Consider the following 19,598-nt stretch of genomic DNA (forward strand, 5'->3'; position numbering starts at 1 on the left):
ATGCAGGACGCCGCAATATGCGAGCAGGCTCGATACTGTTGATGGCGTTGGATCAGGGGCAGAGCTTGAGGTGGGACGTGGGAATGCTCCCACACTCGCGGGGCACTCGAAATCACCCTTTGGGGGGAGCCCGTGCAGGGACCGCCGCACGGTCCCCACGCGCAGGTGACGCGCTAGGCCAGCAGGTTTTCCAGGTTGTGCAGGATCGAGGCTGCGTCGTAGGGCTTGCGCACCACCGGCACATGCTTCAAATGGTCAGGGATGTTCAGGCTGTCGCCATAGCCGGTGGCGAACAGGAAGGGGATACCCAGGCTTGTGAGGGCTTCGGCCACGGCAATGGAGGTGCCGGTACCCAGGTTGATGTCCAGCACTGCGACATCCGGCGTGTGGCTGGCAAGCAGCTTCAGGGCTTCGGCTTCGGAGCTTGCGGTAAGCACATCCTGCACCTGTGCATCGGCCAGAATCTGCTCAAGGCCAACCGCAATCACCAACTGGTCTTCGAGTATGAGCACACGCGCGCTGACCAGGCTGCTGCAGTCTACCTGTGGCTGCTGTGCAACCGCCGGGGTATCGCTGGCGAGCTCTTCGACCAGCGTCAGGTGCTTTGCCGGAATCCGGAAGAACCCCTGCAGGCCCTCTGGCCTGTATTCAAGGGTGCTGCTGCCACCGAGGTCGAATGGGACGCTTCGTTCGATCAGAACAGAGCCGAAGCCGCTGCGCGTCGGTGCCCGTACCGTTGGCCCGCCGCTCTCGCGCCACGTGATGTCACAGGCCCCGCCCGTGTCGACAACCCAGTCGACAGACAACCTGCCGCCCGCCCTGGACAGGGCCCCGTACTTTGCCGCGTTGGTCGCCAGCTCATGAAGCACTAAAGCCATCACCGAATAGGCGCGGGCATCGAGCAACAGCGCGGGGCCGGTGAGTACCAGTGCATCGGCGCTGGTGCGGTACGGCGACAGTTCGGCCTCCAGCAAGTTGGCAAAACGGCCACCACCGTCACCCCGGACCACCTGATCGTGTGCCAGGGACAACGCCTGGATCCGACCCTTGAGCGTCGCCACATAGCCGTTGAGGGTCTGGTGTTCTGAGGTGGGGTGGGCCACCAACGCACCGATGAGCGAAAGAATGTTCTTCACCCGGTGGTTGAGCTCCTCGTTGAGCATGCGTTGGCGAACCTGCGCCTTGGAGCGTTCATCGGCCAGTAGCTCGCTGTTGTGCAGCGCGACCTCGACCACCGCCGCGCGGATGGCTTCGCCAAACTGACGGTCCTGCTCGGACCAGGGCAGGCAGTGGTGGTGGACTGTCTGCTTCCACACGGCGAAGCTCTTGCGGGGGGTGAGGCGGTCACCCAGGGGCCCGCTCTCGTAGGTCTTGTTGGGGTCGCCGGCCCAATCCAGGGTTTCGATCACCTCCTTGCGAAACAGCATGAGGTAGTCCCGTGGGTGCTGCGACATCGGGATGATCAGTACCCCCGAGACCTCCATGGCATAGTCCTGTGCTGCAGGGTGCGCCAGCGACAGGCAGTTCGACGCCCAGGTGCGGCCCTCGGCAACACCCTCGGCGAAGCTGAGCAGCCCGGGCACCGCCTGCCTTGGCGGCGTCAGCCCGGCCACGGTCCATTGGCCTTGCAACGACATGCCAATGCCATCGCAGGGGATGAGGGCCTGGAAGTCGCTCAAGCGAGCGCGCAGCAGTTCATCGATGTCCGTTGTGCGGTGGGCATCGTGCAGCAGGTTGTTGAGCACCTGCCGGGCGTGGGCGGCGGCCTCCAGGGTTTGCCTGGCCTGCAGTGTCTGGATATGCAGGGAAAAGAACTCGCCGAACATTTCTGCGGCGACCCGTTGGCCCATGCTCAGCGTGCGTGGTGCGTAATGGTGGCAGGCGATCAGCCCCCAAAGGGCACCGTCGACGATCACTGAAATGGACATGGATGCGCCCACGCCCATGTTGTTCAGGTATTCGCAGTGAATCGGCGAAACGCTGCGCAGGTGCGCGTAGGACAGGTCGAGCGGCTCGCCAGACAAATCCAGCACCGGCTCGAGCGGCACGGTTTTGAAGTTGGCGTCGGCAATCACCCTCACAGGGTTGCGCACATACAGCGCACGGGCCTGCTGGGGAATATCCGATGCCGGAAAGTACTGCCCCAGAAAGCTTTCAAGCCCGCTACGCCGGGCTTCGGCTACAACCTTGCCAGCGCCGTCGGCGCCGAGCTGATAGATCATCACGCGGTCGTAACCCAGCAGTGCACGAACACGCTTGGCGGTATCGGCCACAAGCCTGTCGGAGCGGTCGATCTCGCGCAACTGGGCGATGACCGTGCGCACCAGTTCGATCGGTTCGGCGATGCTCTGGCTGGCGGGCTCGAATTCGAGGATGACAGTACCCTTGAACAGGTGGGCAGACACATCGAACGCCTGGCCTGAAGCCAGCGGCACGCCGAATGACAGCGCTGGCCGGGAAGCTTCCTTCACACGTGCCAGGGAGTTGCGAACCGTGTGGGCAGCCTCGATTCCGATGATCGCCTCAAGTCTCTGACCATTGACGCCGCCGGTCACGCTAAGCATTTGGGAGGTATTTAAGGAGTGGCGCAGGACCAGGCTGGCAGAGGCGTCGCAAGCGAGCAGACAGCCGTGTGGCTGAATGCTGCCCGGTATCTGGATCGGTTCGCGATCACAATTGGTCAAATTGACGTCAGGTTGCAAGGTCATGGGTTCCCGCCGGCAGTGCAAAGGCCGGCTGCCTGTGTGACCGCCGAGCATGTTCAGGTAAACGCAGTGTTCACAGTCGCTTTCATGGGCGAGTCTAGCCTGCGCCTATGGCTTAGTCACCTTGGCGTCGCAGAGGTTTCGCGAGCTATCGCCCAAATTGCCATCATCGGGCAGCGGTGCATTGGCGTGAATGCTCAGGCTTGAGCCAAGGACGCCGGGGCGGGCCTACCTATGCCAGAAAGTCCGGTTCGTTGGGCGCATCATTGTGTGCATCCTGGCGGATGTCGAGGTATACGGCAGCTGCGCACACGCCGACCAGGCCTACCGTGGCGATCACGATGTCACCCAGCAGCATGCCAGCGAGCAGGGTCAACAAACTCAACCTACAGAACAGCGCCATGGCCACCTCCTTGGCAGTTGGGTTGCGCAATGCCCCGTACCATACCGCCCAAGGCTCAAGGATGCAGCCTGGCTTGGCTGCTGTGGCACTCCTTGCGCCTGCTTTGGCAGAACGAGCGCCTTCGGGGCACAGCAGTGATGCTCCCATGTGATCCGGTATCCGGGTGGCCAACACGCCGATGCACATCATCACCGGGTGCTGCAGTTTTGCCATGAACCTTTGGTTCAGAAACCTTCCAGCACGACCTTGCCGCGGGCCTTACCGCTTTCGAGCAGGGCATGGGCGCGCCTGAGGTTGTCAGCGTTTATTGCGCCGAAGTGCTCGCCTACGGTGGTTTTGAGCACACCCTCGTCGACCAGGGCCGATACGCGCTCGAGCAATTGATGCTGCTTGATCATGTCTTCGGTCGTGTACAGCGAACGCGTGAACATCAGCTCCCAGTGCAGGGACAATGACTTGCGTTTGAGCGGCACGACGTCCAGTTGTACGGGGTCATCGATCAGCGCGAGCTTGCCTTGCGGCCGAAGCACTTCCACCAGTTGCGCCAGGTAAGTATCGGTGTGCGTCAGGCTGATCACGTAATCCACTGGCTCCAGCTTGAGTTCCGCCAGTTGTTGTGGAATCGGAACCGTGTGATCGATGACATGATGGGCGCCCAGTTCGCTGACCCATTGCTGGGTTTGCGGGCGGGAGGCCGTGCCGATTACGGTCAGTTGGGTGAGCTGCCTGGCCAGTTGCACCAGGATCGAGCCGACGCCGCCACCGGCGCCAATTATCAGCAGGCTTTGCCCCTTGCCACCGTACTGCTCGACGCCCAACCGGTCGAACAGCAGTTCCCAGGCGGTGATGGACGTCAGGGGCAACGCCGCTGCGCTGGCATTGTCCAGGCTGCGGGGTTTGTGCCCGACAATGCGTTCATCCACCAGGTGATACTCGCTGTAGCTGCCAGGGCGGTCGATGGCGCCGGCGTAGAACACCTCGTCGCCGGGCTGGAACAGTGTCACTGCGTTGCCGACCTCGCGCACGATACCTACAGCATCCCAGCCCAGCACCTGGGGTTGCTCTGCGCTGCGTGATGCGCGCACTTTGGTATCGACCGGGTTGACCGCAATGGCCTTGATTTCGACCAACAGATCGCGGGCACCCGGGGTTGGCTTGGGCAGGTCTGCCTCATACAGCGATTGCGGGTCTTCAATGGGCAAGCCGGGCTGGTTGAATACAATGGCCTTCATTGCCATTACCTCTATAAGGGGGGAGTGCTGGTCAGGCTACCTGCATTGCGTTAAGTCAAAAACAGGGGGAGTGAGATAAGACTTTCACTTTTCCAGTGAAAATCCGGCGATGCCTGCATGTTTCGATCAGCGCGGTCAAAGCCTCTTGAGTGCTGGCGTAAGCTCACCGCATACCGACAGCACCCCTCGTTCTGGCGAGTTGAACATCGACTTGAGGTTGCTTTCGATATTGCGGCAAAAGTCTTCGGTGCGGATGCGGTGCTGGCTGTTGCCGAAAGGCGCCTGAAGGTCCGTGCCGATGCGCTCCATGGCCAGCAGCATGCAGCCCACGACCGTCGACACCACCGGTGTGAACCAGCCCAGGGAGGGGACGAGGCTCAGCGGCATGATGATGCAGAACAGCGTGCCAAACAGCCTTGGGAAATACACATAAGGGTAGGGCAGCGGTGTATTGGCGATACGCTCCATGCCACCTTGCCAGTTTGAAAGGTCTACCAGCGTCGACTCGATGCGCGCCAGCCTGATGCTGTCCAGCCGGCCTTCGCTGAACTCGCGCGTGATCAGTTCTGCCGAACCGCTAAGAATGTCGTTGGGCAAATTGCTGGTTTCCGCCAGGCGGGCCCGCTCACTTTCAGTGAGCAACGAGGCCAGCGCTTCAGGGTTCTTGTCGCCGCCCAGGTGCATGCGCAAAGCATGCAGGTAAGCCACATGCCGCCGCATGAGTTGGGCTTTGACCGGGTTGAGGCCATGGGTATCGTCGATGAGCGTCAGCACTTGCCGGCCCAGGCTGCGGGAGCTGTTGACCATCGACCCCCACAGTGTCCTGGCCTCCCACCAGCGATTGTACGCACTGGAGTTGCGAAAGCTGATGAGCACCACCAGCGCGGAGCACAAGAGCGTCAGGGGCATCAGGGGAAGCTCAAAGCCGTAGCCTGTGACCAGCATGGCATCAAGGGTAACGACCACGTCCCACAGCAATAACCAGAGCAGCGACCATCCGACGTATGTCACCGTCCTGGCCAGGCATTTCCATTTCATATCCAGTGCATGGGTCATGGCAGAACTCCTTGTAAGCCCAAAAAGGCGGGCGAAAGCGCCTTTGCTGGGGACAGGTTAAGGTGCCAGACTTAATCGCAGCTTAATCTTGAGCCTAAGCATGGTGAGCCTTCCGGCGCTTGGCGCAGTTATGCGACCATGGCCGACAGTTGCCATTAAGAGACAGGTTATGGATCGCGAAAGTCCTGGCATTTACAGCCCTACTGGCGCATCTGCAGCGCAGAGCCAGGAACATGCGTTTCCAACCAATACTGCAGAGCGATTGCAGCTGGCGCTCGATGCTGGCGCGATCATCGGCACCTGGTTATGGGATATCCCCAATAACCAGGTCACAGCCGATGAACGCTTCTCCCGGTCCTTCGGGCTGCCCGCCGACAGGTGCATGGCAGGCATCCCGATTGAAGAAGCGTTTGCCTCGATACACCCGCACGATCGTGAGCGGGTCTGGGCCGACATCCAGCAAGTGATGGGCCGCGGTGGTGCATTCAGGTGCGAATACCGGGTTAGACACGATGATGGCGACTATCGATGGGTCGAGGCCAATGGCCGTGCACAGCTCGACCCGCAAGGTGTGGCTGTGCGGTTCCCTGGCATACTCATGGATATCGAATCGCGCCGCTCGGCAGAGGCTGAGCGCGACAGGATGTCGGCCCTGCTGCGAACATTCACGGCAGCAGTGCCAGGAGTTGTCTATGCCAAGGACCTGGCAGGACGCATGCTGGTGGCCAATCATGGTGCCACGCGACTGATCGGCAAGCCGCCGGAGTTCTACCTGGGAAAGACCGATATCGAGTTCCTGGAGGACAAAGCCCAGGCTCGCCAGGTGATGGAAACAGATCAGCGCATCATGCACGGTGGTGTGGCCGAGCAGATCGAGGAGCGGGTCGACATGCCCGATGGCTCGGCGACTTACTGGCTTTCCATCAAGGCCCCGCTGTTGAGCGACACCGGAGAAGTCATGGGGCTGATCGGGTCCTCTATCGATGTAACGGCCCGGAAAAATGCTGAATCCAAGTTGCTTGAGCTTAACCGCACGCTGGAAGCTCGCATTGAGCAAGCCGTTGCCGAGCGTGAAGCGGCTCAGGCGGCGCTTCGTCAGTCACAGAAAATGGAAGCGGTCGGCCAGCTGACCGGGGGGATTGCCCACGACTTCAACAACCTGCTGGCGGGTATCACCGGCAGCCTGGACTTGATCAGGCTGCGCCTGAAGCAGGGGCATGTCGCGGACGTGGAGCGGTACTTGTCGGTGGCGCAGGGGGCGGCGCAGCGCGCTGCCTCGCTCACGCACAGGTTGCTGGCCTTCTCTCGTCGCCAGACGTTGCTGCCTGAGCATACTGACGTGAATACCTTGATCAGCGACATGGAAGAGCTGATTCGTCGGACGGTCGGCCCTTCGATCAACCTGCGGGTGCAGCTCGATGCGAAGGCCAGCACGTGCTTGGTCGATCCGGCGCAGGTCGAAAATGCGCTGCTCAATTTATGTATCAATAGCCGTGACGCCGGCGGCGCTGAGATATCTGTCAGTACGTTCAACCAGGCGCTGCAGCCAGGGCCGGGCCTGGATCCGGAGCTGCCCCCCGGAACGTATTTGACGGTTTGCGTGGCTGACAATGGCATCGGGATGAATGCCGAAACACTTAGCCGCGTATTCGAGCCCTTTTTCACGACAAAGCCGGTTGGCGCAGGCACCGGGCTGGGCTTGTCGATGATCTACGGGTTCGCCAAACAGTCAGGGGGGCAGGTGAAGATAGAATCGCAGGAGGGCGCAGGCACCCGCGTATACCTTCAGTTGCCCAGCCAAGCCGCCCGAGTTGACCGAGATGAGCCTTTGCGCACTCCGGTCAAGGCACCACCTGCGCTTTCCGGTGCGACGGTATTGGTGGTCGACGATGAGCCCTCGGTACGGATGTTTGTAAGCGAAACCCTGGGCAGCTGTGGTTACGTGGTGATTGAAGCTGCTGACAGCCTGGCGGGCCTGCAACTGCTGCGCTCGGATACCCGCATCGATCTGTTGGTGACGGATATAGGCCTGCCAGGTGGGATTGACGGCCGGCAGATGACGAAGACGGCGCGCCTTTGCAGGCCTGGGTTGCCGGTGTTGTTCATGACCGGGTATGCGCAGCCGCACGTCCTGGACGAGGCCCCGATGGAAGCGCATACGGCAGTGCTTACCAAACCGTTTTCACTTGAAGCGCTGACCCTGAACGTCAATGCGCTGCTTAGACACTCAAGCCGATAACTGTTGGACGATGCTATTGCAAGGCCGCTGATCAGCGCTCGACAGGGCAAGTGCTGTTCGTCGACGAAGCAGCCTGGCTGATCAGTGCCACCAGGCGCTTGACGTTGGCTTGCTGGGCGATCACCACGTCATCAATGCTGCTGCCGGCCACCGTCTGCAGGGTGCTGCGGCAGCTCAGCTGGGTATTGGCGTCTCGTGCTCGCAAGCGCCATCGTGCGTCCAGCAGGGCATACTGCCCGGGCACCGAATCAAAGCGTTGCACATCCACCCGCAGTGACAGCTTTCGCGCAGGACGTGTATTGCTCAGCTGGTCGACCAGGGCGCTGCGCAACTCATCCACCAGGGTAGCGCCCCACCATTGGGTTTCCAGAATGGCCAGGCTGCTGTCGCCTTGACGGATGACCAGTTGGGGCCGGTCAACCTGCGGCGGTACGCTGACACCTTCGATGAGGATCTCGTCCGGGGCCGTGTGAAAGGAGGGTGCCGGCTGTGCCGGCGTCAGGGTGTGGAACTGGATAGGGTCACTGCGGCAGGCGCCCAATGCCATCAGCGCGACCAGCAGGGTAATCCTTGGCAACGGGGTCATGCTCAACACTCCTGTGGTCATTTGCGTGGCGGCCCTTGCAGGTCCATTGGCGCGGCGTTGTCGGGGCGGCCACGGATCAGCGACTCGGGATTGCGGCCCAGGTAGTCGGCAAGTTCGCGCAGCGAGCGCGACATGCGGCCGAGCTCGTCGAGGGTTTGCGTCAGTTGCTCCCGTTGCGGGGAATCTTCTGCCAGGGTCGAGTTGGCCGATTTGAGGGTAGTGCTGACTTCGGCCAAGGTGCTCTGTACCCCTGGCAATGTCTTGCCATTGAACTGTGTCAGGCTCTTGCGCAGCTCGACCAGGTTGGCGTCCAGGTTGCTGGCGATACGTTCCAGTGGCAGCCGGTTGACCTTGTCGACCATGGTCTGCAACTGCTCCTGCAGCAGCTCCAGGCTGCCTGGAACGGTAGGGATCATCACTGGTCGGGCAGTCGGGTCGAACGCCACTTTCTCAGCTTTGGGGAAGAAGTCCAAGGCAATGTACAGCTGGCCCGTTAGCAGGTTGCCACTGCGTGCCTGGGCTCGCAGGCCGTTGTCGATGAACGTCCCTATCAGTTTGGCCGCGGACGCTTCGTCATTGGGATCGTGCTGCAGGGCCTTGAGCATCTTCTCGTGCGCCCGGCCCAGGCGCTGGGGGTAGATCACGATGCCGACATTGACCGGGAAACTGCGCTGTTTCTCATCGAAGTCCAGGTTGACCGACACGACACGGCCAATCTCCACGCCCAGAAACTCCACAGGCGCATCCACTTTCAGGCCGCGCATCGCCTGGTCGAAACGCAGTGCCAGGTACTGCGCCTTGCCGGCAGGCGGTGCCAGCGCACTGTTCTGGTCGGCGAACAGCTCGAAGCGCTGGTCTTCGCTGGCGACGGTGTCGTTGGGGTTGAAGTCCGGTGCACGGAAGGCGATGCCGCCGACCAGAATGGAAGACAGCGATTCGGTCTTGAGCGCGAAGCCATTGGCGCCGACCTCTACGTCAATGCCACTTGCGTTCCAGAAGCGGGTGTTGGCAGTCACGAAGGCATCGTTGGGCGCGTGGACGAAGACCTCTACATCAACCCCTTTGCCATCCTTGTCCAGGGCGTAGGCGACCACCTGGCCGACCGGGATCTTGCGGAAATACACCGGGGAGCCGATGTCCAGCGAGCCCAGGTCCTGTGTGTGCAGGGTGAAATGCTTGCCGGGCTCGCCGTAGGTGATGGGCGGGGGATTTTCAAGGCCGGTAAAGTGTTTTACACGGCTGTTCGACTGGCCGATATCGGCACCGATATAGTCGCCTGAGAGCAAGGTGTCTATGCCCGACACGCCACCTGCACCGATGCGTGGGCGGACCACCCAGAACTTGGAGTCCTCACGGGTGAAGCCCTCAGCCTCTTTATCGAGCTTGACGGTAGCATTGACGTTCTTCTGGTCACTGCTCAGGGCCACCTCGGTAACATGGCCAATCACAACGTTGCGGTAGCGTACTTCGGTCTTGTTGGCCGCAAGCCCTGCGCCAGTCTTGAAGGTAAGGGTGATGGTCGGCCCTTCCTGCATGAGGTTATGCACCACCAGCGAGAGGCCGACCAGAACCGCCACGATTGGCACAACCCACACCAAAGAGAAGCTCAAACGCCGGGTCATGACGGGGGCCGGGCCTGGAACGGATGGGCTGTCATTGCTGGATGGGTTCATCCATGAGCTCCTTGTCAGGTGGCGTGTCCCAGATCAGGCGGGGGTCGAAACTCATCGCTGAAAGCATGGTGAACACCACCACCAGGCCAAAGAACAGAATGCCTGGGCGCGGCTCGATGTCGCCCAAGGCTTGGAACTTCACCAGCGCCGCAACCAGAGCGACTACCAGCACATCGAGCATCGACCAATAGCCGATCAGTTCAACGAAGCGGAAGAGCTTCGAGCGCTGCTGTTGCGCCCAGGTGCTGCCACGCTGGACTGTAATCAACAGCATCGTCAATGCCATGAACTTCACACCTGGCACGGCGATGCTGGCGATGAAGATGATCAGCGCGATGTCCCACGCGCCGTGCCCCCAGAACTCGATTACACCACTCATGATGGTGCTGTCGGCGCCGCTGCCAAGCATTGTGGTGTTCATCACCGGCAGCACGTTGGCCGGTATGTAGAAGGCCAGCGCAGCAAACAGGTAGGCCCAGGTACGGCCCAGGGAGTTGGTCTTGCGCCGATGCAACGGGGCATCGCAGCGTGGGCACTGATGCGGTTCGTCGCGCATGTCGCAGGCCAGCCCGCAACTGTGGCACAGGCACAGGTTGAGCTCGGTAGCGGTTGGCGGCCGGTTCATGACATGTCCCACAGGTCGCGAATGTCACGCCCGGCAATGCGGATCATCAGCAGGCTCAGTGCGGCCAGTGCTAGCAGGCCGATACCCGGTAGCACATCAAGCATGCCGGCGAGCTTGAACACGGCCACCATCGCGCCCAGCAGGCATACTTCGAGCATGCTCCATGGGCGCAGCGTTTCCAGCCAGCGCATGCACAGCTTGAAGGCCGGTGAGCGGCGGGCGGTGAGGGCGTAACCCAGGACCCAGATGAGCAAAAGCAGTTGGAAAGCCGGGGCGATGATGATCGAGATGGCTGCGACCATCGCCATGAAGGTGATCGGCCCCTGGCTCAGTGCCAATACCGAATCCCACAACGTGGCGCTGTTCTTCAGCCCCTTCAGGCTGATGCTCATCACTGGGTAGAAGTTGGCGAACAGCCAAAGCACTGCCGCCGTGAGCGTGAGCGCCAGGCGTTGCTCCACTGTCAGGCCGTTGTGCCGCTGCAGCACACCGCCACAGCGTGAACATAAGGTCTTCTGATGCTTGGCGAGCAACGCTTTCTCATACACACAGTCGCAGTGCTCGCAGATGATCAATTGCTCTGGTGGGGGCATCATGACGCTCTGGTCAACTGGAAGTCAGGCCTTTGTGAATATAGAAGCGCTCCGCTATTAGGCAAATGCCCAGCGAACAATCGGTAAATCTGTCGGCCAGTTCATTCAGCTAGGTCTATAACTACCCTTGCTAGATTGCACTGCATCAGTGGTAGGAAGTGGCCACTGCCACGTTACATTTTCATGTCTGTCACAGCTTGCGCTCGCGCGGCGATACAGGAGTTTAGAGAATGAGATTAGCGTTTTTGGCAAGTACGCTGTGTATCGCTTCGCTTACGCTTGTGGGGTGTTCCAGCAACTTGACCCAGCCGGATGAATATTCCGGTTTTCTCAAGGACTACAGTCGCTTGAAGGAAGCGGAATCACCTACAGGCGCACCGGTGATGCGCTGGATCGATCCCCAGCTTGATATCAACAAGTACACCTCGTTCTATGTGGAACCTAGCCAGCTGTACCCCAAGCCGCAACCGACCGAAAAAATCCCACAGAGTACGCTGCAAGGCATCACCAACTACTACGACACGGCGCTTAAACGTGAACTGGGCAAATCATTGCCGCTGGCCACTTCACCTGGTCCGGGGACCATTGTCGTCCGGCCGGCCATCACCGGGGTAAGCAGCAAGACCAAGGGTTTGCGGCCTTACGAAGTGATTCCGATCGCCCTCGTGGCGGCGGGGGTCAGCGCCGCTACCGGTATTCGCGACCAGGATACGACCATTGCCACGGAGGTGGCGTTCATTGACGCACAGACCAACAAGGTCATCGCTCAAGGGGTGCGCAAGGGGGCTGGGCAGCAACTGGACAACAGCAGCCAGGTCATGCAGGCCTCGGATGCCAAGAAAGTGCTGGACAGCTGGGCATCCGACGTCCATCAGTACTATATGCAGATGAAGGCCAAGGCCAAATAACCCGCTGCCTGCAACCTACAGGCTTGCACTGACACCGTCAGACGATGGCAGTACAGGCCTTGGGCTTGCCCGTGCGAATGTCGGGCTTGGCGCAGGGGCGTTGAGCCAATTTCGAGGCATTTATCATGCGCAGGCTGCCATTGCTGCTCATCATCACTGCAAGTGCTGGTTGTCAGGCACCCATGCCAGCGGCCAGCCCGCAGATGGCCTGGGTCGATTTTTCGATGCCCTTCCCCAATGACAGGGTGCTGATGGCTGAGCGCCTGGATAACCAGCGCCTGCGCGACGGCCGCTTTTTTCAGGTGAGCCCCGGCAGCCATGAGCTGATGGTCAGGTTCGACTATGAAGCGAACGGCGGTGGGGGCATGAGCATGATGGGGGGCACCACCGTACGCCAATGCTACCTGACCATCCATTATGCGGATTTCGAAGCAGGCCAGCGTTATGTGCTCGAGGCGCGGTCCATGGCGTTGACGCCTGAGGCGCGGCTGTACAATGCCCAGGGGCAGGTCGTGGCGCAGGTCAGCGAGTTCTATTGCCTGATGTGAGGGGCCTGCACGCTGTAGACTGTTCATCGATGTCTTTCATGAAGGATCCAGGATGTACCGTGCAAAACCCGCCTCCCGATCGTTGTTTGCAGCATGAGCCGTTCGCTTTTCGTTTCCATGGACGGGCCCAAGGGCACCGGCAAAACCACACTGTTGGAGGCTGTTACCCAGGCACTGCGTGCTGACGGCCTGAAAGTCATCCGTATCTGTGAGCGCAAGAGCGATCCCTTCAGGGCGCAAACCATGGCCCTGGTCAACCAGTTCGTCAGAAGCCCCAGCCCGGACCTTGAGCTGGCGGTTTGTGAGCGCTTTGCCCAGAGCCGTGCCTGGATATCCCAGCAGGTGCTGCCCAGACAACCGCCGGGCAGCATCATCCTGATCGACCGCTGGTACCCGTCGGAAGCCGCGTTTCGCCGGCTGATCCCGTTCCCTGAGATCTTGCGCCTGAACATCGCCAGTAATGTGCGTGTACCCGACCTGAGTGTGGGGGTCGTCACCGCCCCGGATATTTCATGGGCGAGGGCGACGGCACGCACGCGCGGGTTGAGCAGCACGGTGATGCACAGGTTCGAAGAGCATGTGGCCTGTACCCAGGCCTTCGAGCGAGCCGTCGCAGAGAACGGCTGGCTGTTGTGCCGCAATGAAGGGACGATCGAAGACGCTACGCTGCAGGTGGTTTCAGCGATTCAAGGCGTGCTTCGATGCCCTTAGAGCGTGCCTGCTTTCAGGCGTCCAGCACCAGGCGCGCACTGCGCGACGCCGAGACGCACGGCGTGATCCATTCGCCGCTGCTGCGTTGAACTTCTGTCAGGCACTCGTCACGGTGCTCTGGCTCGCCCTCGATAACCCGGCACATGCACGCACCGCAAATGCCCATCCCGCACGAGATGGGCAGGTCCACCCCGACCCGCGCAGCGGCCTGCAGCAGGCTTTCGCCGGCTTGCACCTGGACCTCACGCCCGCTGCGCTGCAACACCAGTGTGCAGCTGGAGTCGGCCTGGGCTGCAGGTTCGGCAGGCTTGAAGTGCTCGCGGTACAAGGCCGACGCTGGCCAGCCATGGGCGAAAGCGGCCTGCTCCACACTGTCCATGAACCCTGCGGGCCCACAGCAATACAGGCTGGCTTGGGGCTGCCAAACGGGCAAAAGCCCGCTCAAGGCTTGCCTGACCTGCGCGGCGCGCAAGCCGCTGAATACTTCGATCGGCAGGTTCTGGCGCTGGATCAGCGGCAGCTGTCGCGCGTCCTTGGTGAAATACAGCAGGCGCACCGCGCGCCCTTGCGCCAGGCATTGGCGGTACATCGGCAGCAGGGGCGTGATGCCGATCCCGGCCGCCAGCAATGTCACTGGGCCCGCCCCCGGTTGCAGGGCAAACAGGTTGCGCGGGGTGCCGACCTCGATCCGTGCGCCCAGACGCAGGTGCTCGTGCAACCACTGTGAACCGCCGCGCGAGGCAGGCTCACGCTTGATGCCCAGGTACAGATGGCCCTCTTCGGGCAGGCTGACCACGGAGTATTGGCGGACCAGGCCGTTGCCCAGGCGCAGGTCGACATGGGCGCCGGCCGCCCAGCTCAGCGGCAGCGGTGCGCCGCCCGGAGTGCCGAGTTCGACACCCAGCACGTCGTCAGCTTCCAGGCGCAAGGCGCGTACCTGCAACGAGGTCCAGCTCATGCGCGCACCCCCGCAGCCCGCTGCAGGCGCAGCACGGCTTCACGGGCCTGGCTACCCAGCTCGGCGAGGTCCAGGCCAGGGATCGTGTCGTTGTCCACGCTCAGGCGCCCACCTACCAACAAGGCGCGCAAGGTCGGCCGGCCACCGCCCACGACGGGCGCAATTCCCGGGTCGTGCAAGCCGAAGTAGCGGGGCTGGTCCAGGCGGTAAACTGCCAGGTCCGCTGCCATGCCAACCTCCAGCGTGCCAAGCGCGTTCAGCCCCAGCACCTGCGCGCCACCGGCGGTTCCCCAACGCACCACGTCTTCCACGCTGGCGGCATGGGCGCCGCCTTCCAGCTCGCCGCCTGCATAGGCGGGCAAAGCCCGCTCGCCAGCCTTGGCCCTTTGCATCAGCCAGGCGGCGTGGGTTTCGCTGATCATGTCGCAGGCTTCGTTGGAGGCAGCGCCGTCCACACCGATCGAAATCGGCATGCCTGCCGCTTCCATGGCCAGGATATCGGCAATACCGCTGCCCAAGCGCCCGTTGCTCTGCGGGCAGTGGGCAATGCCGGTACCGGTAGCGCCCAGTAGCCGGATTTCCTCGGGGCTGAGCTTGACCAGATGGGCGAACCACACGTCTGCGCCGAGCCACTCGTGCTCCGCGCAGAACGTCACGGGTGACAGGTTGTAGCGGCGTTGCACCTCGTTCTGGTACTCCACCGTTTCGCTCAGGTGGCTGTGCAGGCGGATGCCCAGCTTGCGTGCGGCGCGGGCGGTTTCGCGCAGGTGCTCTGGCGGCATCGAGTAAGGCGGGCTGGTGGGCGCCATCACCACCCGGCGCCAGGCGTCGGGGGCGGGGTCGTGGTAACTGCGCACCAGCCGCCCAACGTCATCAAGGTACTGTTCGAGGGTTTCTGGGCCGGCACTGGCGGCGCCTTCGGCTTGGCGCACCTGGGTTGCGCCGCCCCGGCACAGCACGAAGCGCAGGCCCAGCCGTTCTGCCTCCTCGAACAGAATCTGCGCGCTGTCGAAGGCCATGCCTGGCAGGTACAGGTAATGGTGGTCGGCGACCGTGCTGCAACCGGAGCGGGCAAGCTCTACCAGGCCGATACGCGCGGCCAGGCGGAAACTGTGCTCATCGAACAGGCCACGGTAGCGATAGGGTACCGCGCCCAACCACGCCCCAAGGCTTTGATCGATGCCCGCCGGGATCCCCTTGAGCAGCGACTGGAACAGATGATGGTGGGTATTCACCCAGCCTGGGTAGACCACGCAGTCGGTGGCATCGAGCACCTGCTCACCCGCCAGCGGTTGCAGGGCACCGAGGGCAGCGATGCGCCCGTGGCTGATACGGATGTCCGGCCCGGCATGGCGGGCGGCTGCCCCGCGCAGGCCGGTGAGGATGGCATTGGCGTTGCGGATCAGCCAGCTGTCTGAATGCTTCATACGGAGCTCCAAGGGCTTAACCCAGTTCACTTTCGTGCCAGTGGCGCAGGCTCAAGCGTGCCAGCAGGGCCATCAGGCTGAACAATGCGACGCCGGTCAGGGCGATCAGCACCAGGGCGGCGAACAGCCGCGGAATGTTGAGCTGAAAGCCCGCTTGCAGGATCTGGTACGCCAGCCCGGCGCCGGTGCCCCCGGTGCCGGCCACGAACTCGGCCACCACGGCGCCGATCAATGCCAGGCCACTGGCGATCCGCAGGCCGGCGAAGAAGCACGGCAAGGCACTGGGAATACGCAGGCGCAGCAGCACCTGCCAGCGGCTTGCGCGATTGAGGCGGAACAGGTTGAGCAGCCCCGGGTTGACGCTGCGCAGGCCCAGCACGGTGTTGGCGATGATCGGAAATACCGCGACCAGGGTGGCGCAGATCACCAGCGCCAGGGTGGTGTCGCTGCACCAGATGATGATCAGCGGTGCGATCGCCACCACGGGCGTCACCTGCAGCAATATCGCGTAGGGGAACAGGCTGGCTTCCACCAGCCGGCTCTGCACGAACACGAATGCGGCCAGGGTGCCGATGACGACTGCGAGGGCAAACGAGAGGAAGGTGATCTTCAGGGTCATCCACAGCGCCCCGAGCAGCATCGGGCCGTCTGTGATAAGCGTGCGGCCAATGTCGGCCGGTGATGGCATCAGGTAAACCGGCACTTGCCAGGCAATGCAGGCCAGCTGCCAGAGGCCCAGCAGCACGGCGCCGACCAGCAGCGGCGAAGCGATGCGCAGCACCGTGGGGTTGTGTAGCCAGGGAGTAGAAGGTCGACTCATGTCAGGGCTCTCAGGTTGTGCTCTGAAGTTGGGCGCTCAAGCAGGTTCGCCGTTGGCCTGGGCCAGCAGCCGGGACAGGTGGGCGCACTGCGCGATGAAGGCCGGGGAGGTGCGGTAGGCCTCGTCCCGCTCTAGCGGGCCGTCGATGGGCACATCGGCGATCACCCTCCCGGGCCGGGCGCCCATCACCACCACCCGCGACGACAGGTACACCGCCTCGAAGATGCTGTGGGTGACGAATACCACGGTCAGGTCGCGTTGGGCCCAGAGCTGGCGCAGGTCGCTGTCGAGCTTGTTGCGGGTGAACTCGTCCAGGGCACCGAACGGCTCGTCCATCAGCAGCAGGTTGGGCTCGGTGGCCAGCGCGCGGGCGATCGATGCGCGCATCTGCATGCCGCCAGACAACTCGCGCGGGTAGGCCTGGCCGAACGCGCCCAGGCCAACCAGCTCCAGCGCAGCCTGTACCTTGGGCTGGCTGTGGGCTTTGGGCATGCCCACAAGGTCCAGCGGCAGGCGCACGTTGTCCTGCACCCTGGCCCAGGGCATCAAGGTCGCCTCCTGGAACACCATCGCCAGGCTGCGGCCAGCACCGGTGGCCAGTGGATCGCTGCCTGGGGCATCCTTGCCCCACCAGCGCACGTGGCCGGCCGAGGGCTGTTCGAGGCCGGCGAACATTTTCAACAAAGTGCTTTTGCCGCAGCCGGACGGGCCTAGCAACGACACGAACTCGCCGCGCTGGATCGCCAGCTTGACGCGGTGCAAGGCGACGGTGCCGTTGCTGTAGGTCTTCTCGACCTGGTTGGCGAACAGTGGCGTGTCGCTACCCAGGGCGTCGGCGTTGGGTGGTGCCTGCAGCTGGGCGCAGGTTTCGGACAGGGTCTGCATCAACATGGCGCTCTCCCCAAAGGTCATGAGCGGTTGCGTATGCCCCGGCACACCAGGGCGTGGAACAGGCGGTCAGTGGCTGGCGAACACTTCGCTTTCGCCATGGGCTTCGAGCAGGCCCAACAGTTGCCGGCGGATCACCAGGCCTGGCTTGTCCGAGGGCATGTGCAACTCGACACGCCGCCGGGTATCGACGCAGGCGTCCGGGTCGGTGGCTTCGAGGATGTCACGGTCTTCGGCGGTGATCGCCGCGTCCCAGTCGATCAGCGCCTGGGTCGGGCAGTCAGCCTCGCTGTCGTTGCGATAGAGCCACTGCACCAGCATCAGCCGGCCGTCATCGATCGGTGTGGCGCAGTTGTAGATGATGTGGTGGATGCCGCTGTCGGGGTACATGCAGCCAAAGCGTCGGGAGAACGGCAGGTAGTAGCGATTGACCAGGTGACGCTCGGTGATCGGCGCACGGGTGCCGGTAATGGCGAAGCTTTCTTCAGGGTTGCGGATAGGCACGCGGGTTTCGGCTTCAAAGCCGTAATCGGTTTCGCGAAACTCATAGCTGGCCGGTTGCGGCTGGTCGAACAGGCCGAAGTTGGCCTTGTGCACGAAGGAGAAATGCGAGTTGTCGAAAGAGTTCTCCATCACCCGCAGCGGGCTGGTTTTCCACTCTTCGTAGAACTGGAAGATGCGCCGGTAGCCGGCGGCGCCGTCTTCCGGGAAATCGGGGATCGGCTGCAGCGGATCGTCCAGCGCGACCCAGGCATAGCCATACTTTTCCTGGCAATGGTAGGCCTTGACGGCCGCGCCCGGCGGTATCGCCCCCGTCGGGTTCTGCGGGATCTTCACGCAGGCGCCGCTGCAGTCATATTCCCAGCCGTGGTAGCCGCAGGCGATATTGCCGTCTTCGCTGACGAAGCCCTTGGACAGTTTGGCGGTGCGGTGGCAGCAACGGTCGCGCATCGCTACCGGTGTGCCATCGGGGCGCTTCCAAAGGACCAGGGCTTCACCGAGCAAGGTGAAGGGTTTTGGCCCGTCGTCCAGGGCTGCCATGGGCAGCAGGGCGTACCAGAAGCGTCGCAATACAGGTTGTTTGGTGACCAGCATGATCCAGTTTCCTCACGGTATTAAGTGTTGTTATAAGGCTCAGCGGCTGGCGGCCTGGACAGTGTCGGGCTGCACGTTCAGGCCTTGCACGAAGCGGGTGGTATAGGCCTTTTGCCAAGGGGCGGCGGCGCCGAGCAGGCCGGCCTGGACCATGAAGTCGCGGGTGGCTTGCCAGCGGGCGTCGTTCATCGTGCCGATGCCGTGGCTGGCAGCGTCGCCCCCTGTGACCAGCTGGTATTGCTTGAGCGTCGAGACGCCCCACGCCAGCAGCTCATCACTCATGTTGGGGTTGTCGCGCTTGATCAGCGCATTGCCCGCAGCGGGGTTGGCCAGGTAGCGTTTCCAGCCTTCGAGCGAGGCGCGGACAAACCCGGCGACGCGCTCGGGATGCTGGTCGATGACGTCCTGGCGGGTGACCACGGTGGAGCCGTAGGGCGGGTAACCTGCATCGGCGAACAGGAAGAAGTTGGGTTTCTGGCCTGCCTTGATGGCCTGGAACAGTTCCGAACTGGCGTAGGCCTGCTGGGTGGTGTCGGCGCCGGCGAGGAATGGCTGCAGGTTGAAGGTGTAAGGCCGTGCCTGGCTGTCCTGAAGCTGGTACTTGCCTTTGAGCCAGGGCCACCAGGTTTGCTGGCCGGACGTGGACACCAGCACCTGCTTGTTTTTCAGGCCGTCCAGGCCGTTGACATCGGCGTGTGTCATCAAGCCCTGCGGGTCACCCTGGAAGGGTGCAGCCACCGCGACCACCGGCAGCCCTTGCTCCACGCTCTTGAGGATCTGCAGGTCGTAGTTGACGATGAAGTCGGCTTGCTTGCTGACCAGCAACTGCATGCCATTGACCTGCGGGCCACCCATGCGGATGGACACATCCAGGCCTTCTTTCTCATACAAGCCATCGGCCACAGCTTGGTAAAAGCCGCCCTGTTCTGCCTGGGCGTACCAGGAGGTGAGCAATACGACCTTGTCATTGGCCATGGCCAAGGAGGCGCTGCTCAGCACTGCTGCGCCAAGCAGCGAGCGAAGCGGGTAAGTCAAAGCAAAGCGGTTTTTCATGATTGTTCTCCACCTCGATTCGAAATGCGCCAGGTGTTCGGGAACACGCCAGCGAAAACCGAGCGGAGAGAGAACGCA

General features: G+C 62.3%; 18 protein-coding genes. 4 read left to right on the top strand and 14 right to left on the bottom strand.

Annotation, left to right across the window (positions count from 1 at the left end):
- Positions 1-173 precede the first annotated feature (173 nt).
- The 4 genes from ACW4TB_RS21290 to ACW4TB_RS21305 all read right to left on the bottom strand — a co-directional run bounded on the left by ACW4TB_RS21290 (position 174) and on the right by ACW4TB_RS21305 (position 5,396).
- On the bottom strand, positions 174-2,708 hold the full coding sequence (locus tag ACW4TB_RS21290) for an HWE histidine kinase domain-containing protein (RefSeq protein WP_279931533.1): 2,535 nt from the start codon (positions 2,706-2,708) through the stop codon (positions 174-176).
- A gap of 229 nt (positions 2,709-2,937) precedes the next feature.
- Positions 2,938-3,321 (bottom strand): hypothetical protein, encoded by a 384-nt coding sequence (locus tag ACW4TB_RS21295; protein WP_254467816.1) that lies wholly within the window; start codon positions 3,319-3,321, stop codon positions 2,938-2,940.
- Positions 3,322-3,332: 11 nt separating this feature from the next.
- Positions 3,333-4,340: a zinc-binding alcohol dehydrogenase family protein gene (locus ACW4TB_RS21300; RefSeq protein WP_279931534.1), complete on the bottom strand. Its 1,008-nt coding sequence runs from the start codon at positions 4,338-4,340 to the stop codon at positions 3,333-3,335.
- Between the two features lie 135 nt (positions 4,341-4,475).
- Entirely contained in the window at positions 4,476-5,396 is a 921-nt protein-coding gene (locus ACW4TB_RS21305) for a bestrophin family protein (RefSeq protein ID WP_279931535.1), read from the bottom strand.
- 169 nt (positions 5,397-5,565) lie between these two features.
- Here ACW4TB_RS21305 and ACW4TB_RS21310 point away from each other — a divergent pair, with 169 nt between their 5' ends.
- Positions 5,566-7,635 carry a hybrid sensor histidine kinase/response regulator gene (locus ACW4TB_RS21310; protein WP_279931536.1) on the top strand — a complete coding sequence of 690 codons (2,070 nt, stop codon included), beginning with the start codon at positions 5,566-5,568 and terminating at the stop codon, positions 7,633-7,635.
- 31 nt (positions 7,636-7,666) lie between these two features.
- On the opposite strand, the gene ACW4TB_RS21315 is transcribed toward ACW4TB_RS21310, so the two are convergent.
- The 4 genes from ACW4TB_RS21315 to ACW4TB_RS21330 are packed head-to-tail and all read right to left on the bottom strand — an operon-like array spanning position 7,667 to position 11,115.
- The gene (locus ACW4TB_RS21315) at positions 7,667-8,221 is read right to left on the bottom strand and encodes a PqiC family protein (RefSeq protein ID WP_279931538.1); all 555 of its coding nucleotides are present in this window, start codon (positions 8,219-8,221) and stop codon (positions 7,667-7,669) included.
- 17 nt (positions 8,222-8,238) lie between these two features.
- Positions 8,239-9,894: a PqiB family protein gene (locus tag ACW4TB_RS21320; protein WP_279931540.1), complete on the bottom strand. Its 1,656-nt coding sequence runs from the start codon at positions 9,892-9,894 to the stop codon at positions 8,239-8,241.
- Complete coding sequence (locus tag ACW4TB_RS21325) at positions 9,875-10,519, bottom strand: paraquat-inducible protein A (protein ID WP_012314435.1); 645 nt, start codon at positions 10,517-10,519, stop codon at positions 9,875-9,877. Before ACW4TB_RS21325 ends, ACW4TB_RS21320 begins: the two co-directional genes overlap by 20 nt.
- Positions 10,516-11,115: a paraquat-inducible protein A gene (locus tag ACW4TB_RS21330; RefSeq protein ID WP_455843068.1), complete on the bottom strand. Its 600-nt coding sequence runs from the start codon at positions 11,113-11,115 to the stop codon at positions 10,516-10,518. The genes ACW4TB_RS21325 and ACW4TB_RS21330 overlap by 4 nt, the downstream gene beginning before the upstream one ends.
- A gap of 296 nt (positions 11,116-11,411) precedes the next feature.
- Here ACW4TB_RS21330 and ACW4TB_RS21335 point away from each other — a divergent pair, with 296 nt between their 5' ends.
- The 3 genes from ACW4TB_RS21335 to ACW4TB_RS21345 all read left to right on the top strand — a co-directional run bounded on the left by ACW4TB_RS21335 (position 11,412) and on the right by ACW4TB_RS21345 (position 13,279).
- Entirely contained in the window at positions 11,412-12,020 is a 609-nt protein-coding gene (locus ACW4TB_RS21335; protein ID WP_455843069.1) for a DUF3313 domain-containing protein, read from the top strand.
- 125 nt (positions 12,021-12,145) lie between these two features.
- The gene (locus tag ACW4TB_RS21340; protein WP_012314438.1) at positions 12,146-12,568 is read left to right on the top strand and encodes a PA0061/PA0062 family lipoprotein; all 423 of its coding nucleotides are present in this window, start codon (positions 12,146-12,148) and stop codon (positions 12,566-12,568) included.
- 93 nt (positions 12,569-12,661) lie between these two features.
- Complete coding sequence (locus tag ACW4TB_RS21345; protein ID WP_012314439.1) at positions 12,662-13,279, top strand: dTMP kinase; 618 nt, start codon at positions 12,662-12,664, stop codon at positions 13,277-13,279.
- Positions 13,280-13,292: 13 nt separating this feature from the next.
- Here the strand turns inward: ACW4TB_RS21345 and ACW4TB_RS21350 are convergent, their stop codons facing one another.
- The 6 genes from ACW4TB_RS21350 to ACW4TB_RS21375 all read right to left on the bottom strand — a co-directional run bounded on the left by ACW4TB_RS21350 (position 13,293) and on the right by ACW4TB_RS21375 (position 19,520).
- Positions 13,293-14,237, bottom strand: a complete 945-nt coding sequence (locus ACW4TB_RS21350; RefSeq protein WP_279931545.1) for a PDR/VanB family oxidoreductase — start codon at positions 14,235-14,237, stop codon at positions 13,293-13,295.
- Positions 14,234-15,664, bottom strand: coding sequence for an amidohydrolase family protein (locus tag ACW4TB_RS21355; RefSeq protein ID WP_279931547.1), 1,431 nt, complete (start codon positions 15,662-15,664; stop codon positions 14,234-14,236). Before ACW4TB_RS21355 ends, ACW4TB_RS21350 begins: the two co-directional genes overlap by 4 nt.
- A gap of 16 nt (positions 15,665-15,680) precedes the next feature.
- On the bottom strand, positions 15,681-16,484 hold the full coding sequence (locus ACW4TB_RS21360; RefSeq protein ID WP_279931550.1) for an ABC transporter permease: 804 nt from the start codon (positions 16,482-16,484) through the stop codon (positions 15,681-15,683).
- Between the two features lie 36 nt (positions 16,485-16,520).
- Complete coding sequence (locus ACW4TB_RS21365; RefSeq protein ID WP_279931552.1) at positions 16,521-17,375, bottom strand: ABC transporter ATP-binding protein; 855 nt, start codon at positions 17,373-17,375, stop codon at positions 16,521-16,523.
- Between the two features lie 66 nt (positions 17,376-17,441).
- A complete protein-coding gene (locus ACW4TB_RS21370) occupies positions 17,442-18,467 on the bottom strand; it encodes an aromatic ring-hydroxylating dioxygenase subunit alpha (protein WP_279931554.1) in 1,026 nt (341 codons plus the stop codon).
- Between the two features lie 39 nt (positions 18,468-18,506).
- Positions 18,507-19,520 carry an ABC transporter substrate-binding protein gene (locus ACW4TB_RS21375; RefSeq protein ID WP_279931556.1) on the bottom strand — a complete coding sequence of 338 codons (1,014 nt, stop codon included), beginning with the start codon at positions 19,518-19,520 and terminating at the stop codon, positions 18,507-18,509.
- Between the last annotated feature and the right edge of the window lie 78 nt (positions 19,521-19,598).

The organism is Lelliottia jeotgali, from assembly GCF_977070485.1.